Source organism: Microcystis sp. M109S1, from assembly GCF_020247025.1.
In the GTDB taxonomy this organism is placed as follows: domain Bacteria; phylum Cyanobacteriota; class Cyanobacteriia; order Cyanobacteriales; family Microcystaceae; genus Microcystis.
On the sequence record NZ_JADBRW010000438.1, the window covers coordinates 1 to 3577 of the forward strand.

The 3577-nt window shown below is 41.2% G+C and carries 5 protein-coding genes and 1 pseudogene; 2 read left to right on the forward strand and 4 right to left on the reverse strand.

Going from position 1 to position 3577, the window contains the following annotated elements:
- Window positions 1–217 (forward strand): annotated as a pseudogene (locus IM322_RS21530) (hypothetical protein); the annotation flags it as partial.
- Window positions 218–334: 117 nt separating this feature from the next.
- Here the strand turns inward: IM322_RS21530 and larE are convergent.
- Complete coding sequence (gene larE, locus IM322_RS21535; protein WP_287672483.1) at window positions 335–1144, reverse strand: ATP-dependent sacrificial sulfur transferase LarE; 810 nt, start codon at window positions 1142–1144, stop codon at window positions 335–337.
- 235 nt (window positions 1145–1379) lie between these two features.
- Between larE and IM322_RS21540 the strand changes: the two genes are divergently transcribed.
- Entirely contained in the window at window positions 1380–1694 is a 315-nt protein-coding gene (locus IM322_RS21540; protein WP_287672481.1) for a DUF433 domain-containing protein, read from the forward strand.
- A 59-nt stretch (window positions 1695–1753) separates the two neighbouring features.
- Here the strand turns inward: IM322_RS21540 and IM322_RS21545 are convergent, their stop codons facing one another.
- The 3 genes from IM322_RS21545 to IM322_RS21555 form a co-directional block, all read right to left on the reverse strand.
- Window positions 1754–2014, reverse strand: coding sequence for a type II toxin-antitoxin system RelE family toxin (locus IM322_RS21545; RefSeq protein ID WP_287672480.1), 261 nt, complete (start codon window positions 2012–2014; stop codon window positions 1754–1756).
- Window positions 2015–2230, reverse strand: coding sequence for a hypothetical protein (locus tag IM322_RS21550; RefSeq protein ID WP_287672479.1), 216 nt, complete (start codon window positions 2228–2230; stop codon window positions 2015–2017).
- Between the two features lie 96 nt (window positions 2231–2326).
- Window positions 2327–3031 carry a PEP-CTERM sorting domain-containing protein gene (locus IM322_RS21555; protein WP_287672477.1) on the reverse strand — a complete coding sequence of 235 codons (705 nt, stop codon included), beginning with the start codon at window positions 3029–3031 and terminating at the stop codon, window positions 2327–2329.
- Window positions 3032–3577 lie beyond the last annotated feature (546 nt).

The following is a 3577-nucleotide window of genomic DNA, read 5'->3' on the forward strand; positions in this document are numbered from 1 at the left end:
AGTTATCAGTTATCAGTTATCAGTTATCAGTTATCAGTTATCAGTTATCAGTTATCAGTTATCAGTTATCAGTTATCAGTTATCAGTTATCAGTTATCAGTTATCAGTTATCAGTTATAAGTTATCAGTTATCAGTTATCAGTTATCAGTTATCAGTTATCAGTTATCCGTTACAGCCTTTCTCGTCAAGATGAAGTATAACCCAATTTGGTATTGACGACCGACGACCGACTCCCCAAAACGAAAACTTCGTACCTCACCATTAAGATAACTGTTAGAGCAGATTTGAGTTTTCAGTCCACTGATTACTGATTACTGATTACTGATCACTGAACTAGAGGACTCGATTAAGCTTGCCGCTTTGATAACCTTCTAGATCGAGGCTGACATAGATAAAGCCTAATTTTTGCAGATCAGCGACTAATTCGCTTAAATTTGTCCGATTAATAAAGTCGGGAATTGCTGCTGCCGGTAATTCAATCCGTGCCGTATCGCCGCTCGATCGCACCCGTAATTGACGATAACCTAATTTTCGCAGATAAATCTCCGCCCGTCCGACTCTTTGCAATTTCTCCAGGCTAATTTCCTCCCCGTAGGGAAAACGGGAACTTAAACAGGGTTGCGCCGGTTTATCCCACCAAGGTAAATTTAAGTAACGAGATAGTTGACGAACTTCGCTTTTTGTGATAGCAATTTCCGCCAAGGGTGAACGAGCGCCGCGCTCTCTGGCTGCTTGAATCCCGGGACGATAATCCCTTAAATCATCAGCATTAACGCCATCGATGACGTAGGAATAACCACGAGCGAGAGCAAGGGGTTTAAGGGTGTCGTGTAGCTCACTTTTGCAGAAATAACAGCGATTAACGGGATTACTGGTGTAATTGGGGTTATTCATTTCCTCGGTTTCCACCAATTCGTGCCGAATACCGATATAATCGGCTTGAGCGATCGCTTCTTCCAATTCTTCCGGCAGTAGGGAAGGAGAAACCGCCGTAATTGCCAATGCTTGACTCCCTAGCAGATCATAGGCCACTTTCGCCACTAGGGTACTATCCACGCCCCCAGAATAGGCAATCAGGGCCTTTTCGCTGGTTTTTAAGAGGTTTTGTAATTGTCCGAGTTTATCAAGTAATTGACTGTCCATGGCGGCGATTTTGGCAACTGGTTTAGGGAGACCGTTTTTTATTTGGGTATAGACAAGTAGCTTAAGCCACTTGTCCCAAGAATTTGCGGCAATGAGGTAAGTAGTAGTGCAAAATAAATTTCCTAGTCAAGATAGGCACTCATGCAAGAGGCAAGAGGTGGTTAGATATGTGTAATTAATTTTGCGTGCGGTACTTAGTATAATTATAAATGTGTCTTAGCTTAACCCTCTCTACATGACAACAAATCTCACAGACTATAAACATATTTCAATTGATCATCGGGGAGTACCAATAATTGCGGGTTCTACCCTGAAAGTGATTGATCTAGTTATGGCACAAATAGCCTACGGTTGGACTCCAGAAGAAATTCACATTAACCATCGTGATTTAAGTATGAGTCAAATTCACTCAGCATTAGCTTACTATTGGGAACATAGAGAGGAATTAGATCAAGCTATCCAAGCTGATTTAGAATTTGCCCAAAAAATGCGAGAAAAAGCCGGAGATTCTCCCTTTGTTACCCGACTTAAAGCACAGGCAATAAAGTAAGGATGGACGGTTAAAATGCGTCTTAGCTTATTGCTGATCCCAATTATTTTAGTAAGTATTTAGTCATAAACTTCACTTCTATGACCTACTCTAATAATAATAATTATCCTACTCTCTCGATCAAATTCATAAATAACCCGATAATCTCCTACTCTTAATTTGTAAAACCCCGACCATTCTCTCGTAAGAGGTAGGGGGGTTATCTGTTCAAAGTTGATGGCTAACCATGCAATTTTATTAAGAATCCTCAGTCTGATAAAATCGGTGATCAAATCTAAATCAGTTATCGACTCTGGTTCAAAAGTAACAGAATAGCTCATTTAAGGTTCTATCCCATATCTTTTATTCACCTCAGCTGCGGGAATAGTCGGTCTTCCTTGTAATCTTTTTTGTTTGATTTCTAATAACTTTTCTTTAAAAGATTCTTTAACTTGTTTTCCCTCATCCGGATCACCGAAGTACTCATCTAGAGTATCATCTACTGTATTACGGATTAAACTTTGTAACTCTTGGGGAGTCATGTCTTTTATCTGCATATTTGCCCCTATTCAGAAAAGATAATTGACCTCTCACTCCCGATTATATCAAGATGTGGGGGCAACCCCTCTGTAGTTGCCCCTGCCAAGGATAATTTATCCCCGACGACGAAGGGAAGCGGCACCCAACGCACCAACAGCGATTAAACTCACTATACCACTAGGTTCCGGGGTTGATACACCACCGCCACCAGTGGGAGTGATATCCCCATTAAGAGCCACAAACCCACCCCCGGCAACATTAGCAGAGTTGCCACCATAGAAGAAGACTTGAGATGAATTAGCATTCAGTCCATAGAGACGGAACTGCACCGGGCTGGTTTGGGGTGCTAAACTGCTTAGGTCAAAGCTGTAGGTATTAGAGATACCTGTTAAGCTAACTTGTGTCCCTAAATTACTGGTGAACCCATCAACACTGGAGCGCAAGACTAAATCTAGCTGAAATTCATCATGCCGCGCATTGAGTTGCAAGTTAGTAAAATCGACTTGAAAACCTGCACTGGGACTGACGGCAAATTCGACATATTGGCTGGGATTAACAGTGCTACCTGTATTCCAATGCGCTGTTCCTCCAGTTGCATCACCCAACGAGAAAAAAGAAGAACTATCCAGCCTCTTTATCCCAGCGGTATCTAAGCTAGTGCTGGTTATATTCGCACCCACAGTATCGGCCGCCTTGGGATAGGATGCCGTATAAGCATTAAATTCATTCCAACCAGCTACGATGGCCGCTTGAGCAGGAGCAACCCCGGCTAGTCCCATCAGAGTCAAGGGGGTTAAAATTGTCAGTAATTTTTTCATGGATTTGATGACAGTAATGATACAAAAATATGGTCATATTTAACGCTAGTTTTGCGCTAATATCCTGCGACTTAAACTATCACAAAGGGGGGGGAGTCAATGGTTATTTAATCATCATTTATTATGATTTTTATATTTAAGATAGTTTTGGGTTATATAAATATTTTTGACTCGTTCCAAGGTTCTACCTTGGAATGCAGATAAGCGAGGTTCTACCTCTACTTATTTCTTTGACCCAAATTATCACCTTCGCTCCTAGGTTCCCCCGCAATAAATTGACTGGGTGCATCTTACATTTGCAGGAATACCGACAATCAGCAATTATCAGTGACTCTTAGATGATTACAAATGTGTCAGCAGCTGTCTGTAAGCATCCCACCGAAAAACTAATGCGCTCCGGGGTTTGGGGTAGGGTTGATTCATTTAAATTAAGTACAGCGGATTTTGAGTCAATAAATTTGACCGAAGATTCTCAAGTTTATCTTTCTCTAACCAAAAGAGTTAGTCACAATAACTAATCTTTAATCCTCTGCCAATATTTATTAT

What these genes read in the sequence shown, in the direction of transcription:
- larE (WP_287672483.1), bottom strand. Translation starts at nt 1,144, where the DNA reads ATGGACAGTCAATTACTTGATAAACTCGGACAATTACAAAACCTCTTA.
- IM322_RS21540 (WP_287672481.1), top strand. Translation starts at nt 1,380, where the DNA reads ATGACAACAAATCTCACAGACTATAAACATATTTCAATTGATCATCGG.
- IM322_RS21545 (WP_287672480.1), bottom strand. Translation starts at nt 2,014, where the DNA reads ATGAGCTATTCTGTTACTTTTGAACCAGAGTCGATAACTGATTTAGAT.
- IM322_RS21550 (WP_287672479.1), bottom strand. Translation starts at nt 2,230, where the DNA reads ATGCAGATAAAAGACATGACTCCCCAAGAGTTACAAAGTTTAATCCGT.
- IM322_RS21555 (WP_287672477.1), bottom strand. Translation starts at nt 3,031, where the DNA reads ATGAAAAAATTACTGACAATTTTAACCCCCTTGACTCTGATGGGACTA.